Origin of the sequence: Methylomonas sp. LWB (assembly GCF_001856095.1) — a bacterium.
Taxonomy (GTDB): Bacteria; Pseudomonadota; Gammaproteobacteria; order Methylococcales; family Methylomonadaceae; genus Methylomonas; species Methylomonas koyamae_A.
Genome location: NZ_MKMC01000053.1, coordinates 1 through 4,308 on the forward strand (window position 1 = coordinate 1; position 4,308 = coordinate 4,308).

The window sequence follows — 4,308 nt, forward strand, 5'->3', positions numbered from 1 at the left end:
TCAATCAGTTATGGCATGCCCCTTGCAATCGGGATTAAGGGTTCAGGGGAGCGGAGAAGTCCAAATAGCGCGGCGATAGCCGCACCGCTTGTTAGTCGGGGCAATACCCGGCCTGGGTTGCATCGGTCTTAATGGGACGAGGGTGTGCGGTGCGTACAGTCGGCCGGAGGGTTCGGCGCGGTCAAGGGCGGACATAAAAAAATCGACGCAAAGCCTTAATCAAAAAAGGCGTCTATTTTTTTATGTTCGGGCGAAGCCTTCACCCTTGATCGATGAAGCCGGACGCTCTGGCAACCTGTTCGCACATTACGCACATCCTCGTCCCATTAAGACTAGCTACGTCGATGGCCACGGCTAAACTCAAACATCAAAATGCAGTCGGCGATAGCCGCGCCTTAATCTCTATCCGCAACATTTTCGCGGGCGCGAAAATCACCTCATCGATCATACAAGTTGATTTATGCACACTCGCCCGCGTGGGGGTCTTCCAATCTACCCCCGAAAAAGCGGGGCGTTGTGTATAAATCCACCGCCGACCTTTAGGGTGATGTTGTTCGAGCAGGGCGATAGCCTTGCGTGCCGTTAGGGATAAGCCACAGCGGCTAAGGGAGGTGTGGCGGTGCGTAGCTTGCGGAGCGCCGACGCACGTCCCTTATTGAGCGTCGGCAAGGCGGCCTGGAAGGTGCCGGCGATAGCCGGCAGTCGGTACGACCGAAGCGAAAGCGGAGTCTGTAAGGGCGTCCGGTTTTTGTGTAGCGATAGCGGAACAAAAATGCCCCAACCCATCCAAAACAGTTACAACACCACAACCCGCCATAGCTCAACCGTCAATCGTCACCAAACCATCCCAACCCGCCGCCCGGATCGCCGCAAGCGCCGGATCAAGCGAACTAAACTCGATAATGTTTCCATCCTTATCCGACAAAGGAAAATCGACAAACAACGCCGCCGCATCGGTGACCAAATTAGGCCAAACCTCCCAATGACCAGGCACGCCATCAACCAAACTACGAGCCAGCATAAAATCGTGAACATTATCGGCGGCCACCATATCGGCCAAAGCCGCCAACGTCATAACCCTTTTTTTCAATTCTGCTTCATTCATCGCTCTACACCCGAATTAAACAACTGCATCCAGTTCGGCCGCCAATGCCTCCCCGCGTTCAACATCACCCGGCCAAACACGCAAATACCCGGCCGCAAACTCACCATCATTACGTTGCGGACGCACCAAAAACACCGGACACCAGTCCCCTACCCTTTCCAAATATTCCGGTCGCACATATACCACCAAACCGACACGCAAAACGCGCTGGCCGTGGCGGTCTAAATCCATCCAACGTATCAAATCACCCACCTGATAAGGTTGCGTGTTCCGCGCGGCCTTGAGGCAAGAATTGTCGAAATCATCCCACGACAAAAAGCCTGGATCGCGGATCATAGTAACAGTCAGTAAAGACGATGAAGGTTTTAACGGTTTCATAATGTAACGCTCCAAAATACCTGAGAGGCCGATTTGCCCACAGAACCACGCTTTTTCGGGGGCAGCTTGGAAAGCCCCCCGCGTGTTTATGTGGACAAATCTTATTAGCGATAGCGAAACTAGCGGGCTGTTAAGTCCGCCAGACAAGCCTTATGTCCAAAGGTGTTACCGTCATGCGCCGCCGATTCAGACCCACGGTGATTGATAAAAACCTTCATCGTAACCAAGTGATAAACCGAATCAACAAATCGACCGCAACACTCGCAATTGCCGTACTTATCGGAACTGCCTTTTAATCGTTTCATTCTGTAAATATATTCCGACATCAATCAATCCCCATAATCAGACATCATCAACAGCCGGCACATGAGCGGAGCGAACAGACAGCCGGGCCGGATCAACCCACCGAAAAACAGACAACCATTGCCCGGCCACGAACCGCGCGGCGGAAACGGAGAAGCCGTAACCGCCGCGCGGTTCGTGGCGCCAATTCACCCTATCCCCGATCTGAAAAGCCATGATCAAAAACAAAAAGCGTACACTGACGACCGCCAACCTTAATCACCTGCACGTTAATAAAGCCATCGGCCACCAATTCGGCCACCGTATCGCGCACCTGATAAAAACATTTGCCGCGCTCTTGCGCGGTCATGTGGTGTTCAAGTTGAGCGTATAGCTCGCCACGCCTCATAACCAGCGAATCATCAAGCAGTATCAATGCCGCCCTTTTTATTGCCTGTTTCATAACGCACCCGTGAAAAAGAAAAGAGGAAAAACCAAGGCCGCCCGCAAGCGGAAAGCGCGGCCGGTGGTGAACCGGCCGCGCCGCGCCGCTAAAACGGGGAATCCATTTCAACCTGCTGCGCACTCATCACTAACCAACTAACTGAGTTGGCGAGTGCGTGGATCACATGCCCCATTGCCTCGTTTTCATTGTCAAGCGCGTTGGCTTGGTTCTTGATTTCTTCAAGCAGGCTCAACGTGCGGGCGTGGGTTTCGCGGTCAAGCTGGAAAGCGGTATCTTTTGCCATAATAGTTACTCATTACGATGTGATAAAAGGGAAGGAAAAAGGGCCGCATCCATGCGGCCAGTGAATCATTACGCGCCTTTCAGTTCGCGCATTTTCTCGGCAAGCGTCCAAAGCGCCTTATTCAGCTTGACGTTTTCACTAACGCCTTTCACCTCACGCGCACGGTGTGAGCGGCGAGTTTCCTTATTCATCACATTGACCCCGCCGCGAATGACCTTCTCTTGCAACACGTTAAGCGTGGTAAACAAATCGCCGCCACGGTCGCCGGTACGGCGTGGAAGTAACAGCGCGTCGTTATCAACCGCCACTTCCTCAGTGTCCCAGCGTAGCTCTTTCGCCGCCTCGGCAAAGATACGGCGCTCTGCGGGGCTTAATACAATCCCTTGCATGGCTTCCATACACTCGATAGCTTTAGGAGTTTGCTCGACAACGTGATAAGTGCCCTCGATCACATTGTTAACCACGTCGCCGCTATGGCGGACGCGGATCGCTTCGATCTGGCCATCGCTAACGATCATGCCATTGCTGCAAACCAAGCGGTAAAGTCCGGCGCTCAACTGATAAGAGCTAGTGCCATCGTGCGAATTGACCAGCACGATTTCAGGCTTAACTTCGCCCACAGTTAAAAAACCGTCGTGCTGACGGAAGCGCAAAAGGTGTTTCGCGAAACCTTTTTTTGTCACATCGCGCACGCGGCTTTCGGTTGCGAACACTGGCAAAAAGCCTTCATTGCGCAAAGCCTCAACGATGTTAATAGTAGGGATGAATTTATAAGAGTCCTTGCGGCTCTCGTGCTTATCGACGGCAAAGACCGAAGGAGCCATGCGGCGCAATTGATCGTTGTCCAATGGGTTTTGGGTTTTGGTGCCGTAAAAAGAACGTAACATGGTAAATCTCCGTTAAACCTGGCCAGAGCAAAGTGCCCGGCCTTCTGATGGCGGGGCGATTGCCCCAAACCATGGTGCTATTATCCGGGTTTATTGTTTACTTGTCAAGCGTTTTTGCCTGATAGTTGAAAAATTATCAATTTATTTTCCAAACAATTCAATCAGTTATGGCATGCCCCTTGCAATCGGGATTAAGGGTTCAGGGGAGCGGAGAAGTCCAAATAGCGCGGCGATAGCCGCACCGCTTGTTAGTCGGGGCAATACCCGGCCTGGGTTGCATCGGTCTTAATGGGACGAGGGTGTGCGGTGCGTACAGTCGGCCGGAGGGTTCGGCGCGGTCAAGGGCGGACATAAAAAAATCGACGCAAAGCCTTAATCAAAAAAGGCGTCTATTTTTTTATGTTCGGGCGAAGCCTTCACCCTTGATCGATGAAGCCGGACGCTCTGGCAACCTGTTCGCACATTACGCACATCCTCGTCCCATTAAGACTAGCTACGTCGATGGCCACGGCTAAACTCAAACATCAAAATGCAGTCGGCGATAGCCGCGCCTTAATCTCTATCCGCAACATTTTCGCGGGCGCGAAAATCACCTCATCGATCATACAAGTTGATTTATGCACACTCGCCCGCGTGGGGGTCTTCCAATCTACCCCCGAAAAAGCGGGGCGTTGTGTATAAATCCACCGCCGACCTTTAGGGTGATGTTGTTCGAGCAGGGCGATAGCCTTGCGTGCCGTTAGGGATAAGCCACAGCGGCTAAGGGAGGTGTGGCGGTGCGTAGCTTGCGGAGCGCCGACGCACGTCCCTTATTGAGCGTCGGCAAGGCGGCCTGGAAGGTGCCGGCGATAGCCGGCAGTCGGTACGACCGAAGCGAAAGCGGAGTCTGTAAGGGCGTCCGGTTTTT

Annotated in this window: 5 protein-coding genes; all 5 read right to left on the reverse strand. The window is 53.0% G+C overall.

Going from position 1 to position 4,308, the window contains the following annotated elements:
- Positions 1 to 820: 820 nt before the first annotated feature.
- Positions 821 to 1,105 (reverse strand): hypothetical protein, encoded by a 285-nt coding sequence (locus BJL95_RS18130; RefSeq protein ID WP_071159985.1) that lies wholly within the window; start codon positions 1,103 to 1,105, stop codon positions 821 to 823.
- A 15-nt stretch (positions 1,106 to 1,120) separates the two neighbouring features.
- Positions 1,121 to 1,483 (reverse strand): hypothetical protein, encoded by a 363-nt coding sequence (locus tag BJL95_RS18135; protein WP_139306322.1) that lies wholly within the window; start codon positions 1,481 to 1,483, stop codon positions 1,121 to 1,123.
- A 496-nt stretch (positions 1,484 to 1,979) separates the two neighbouring features.
- Positions 1,980 to 2,339, reverse strand: a complete 360-nt coding sequence (locus BJL95_RS24840; RefSeq protein ID WP_175463754.1) for a hypothetical protein — start codon at positions 2,337 to 2,339, stop codon at positions 1,980 to 1,982.
- Positions 2,317 to 2,514, reverse strand: coding sequence for a hypothetical protein (locus tag BJL95_RS18140; protein WP_071159990.1), 198 nt, complete (start codon positions 2,512 to 2,514; stop codon positions 2,317 to 2,319). The genes BJL95_RS24840 and BJL95_RS18140 overlap by 23 nt, the downstream gene beginning before the upstream one ends.
- 68 nt (positions 2,515 to 2,582) lie before the next feature.
- Positions 2,583 to 3,401 carry a DUF932 domain-containing protein gene (locus BJL95_RS18145; protein ID WP_071159992.1) on the reverse strand — a complete coding sequence of 273 codons (819 nt, stop codon included), beginning with the start codon at positions 3,399 to 3,401 and terminating at the stop codon, positions 2,583 to 2,585.
- Positions 3,402 to 4,308 lie beyond the last annotated feature (907 nt).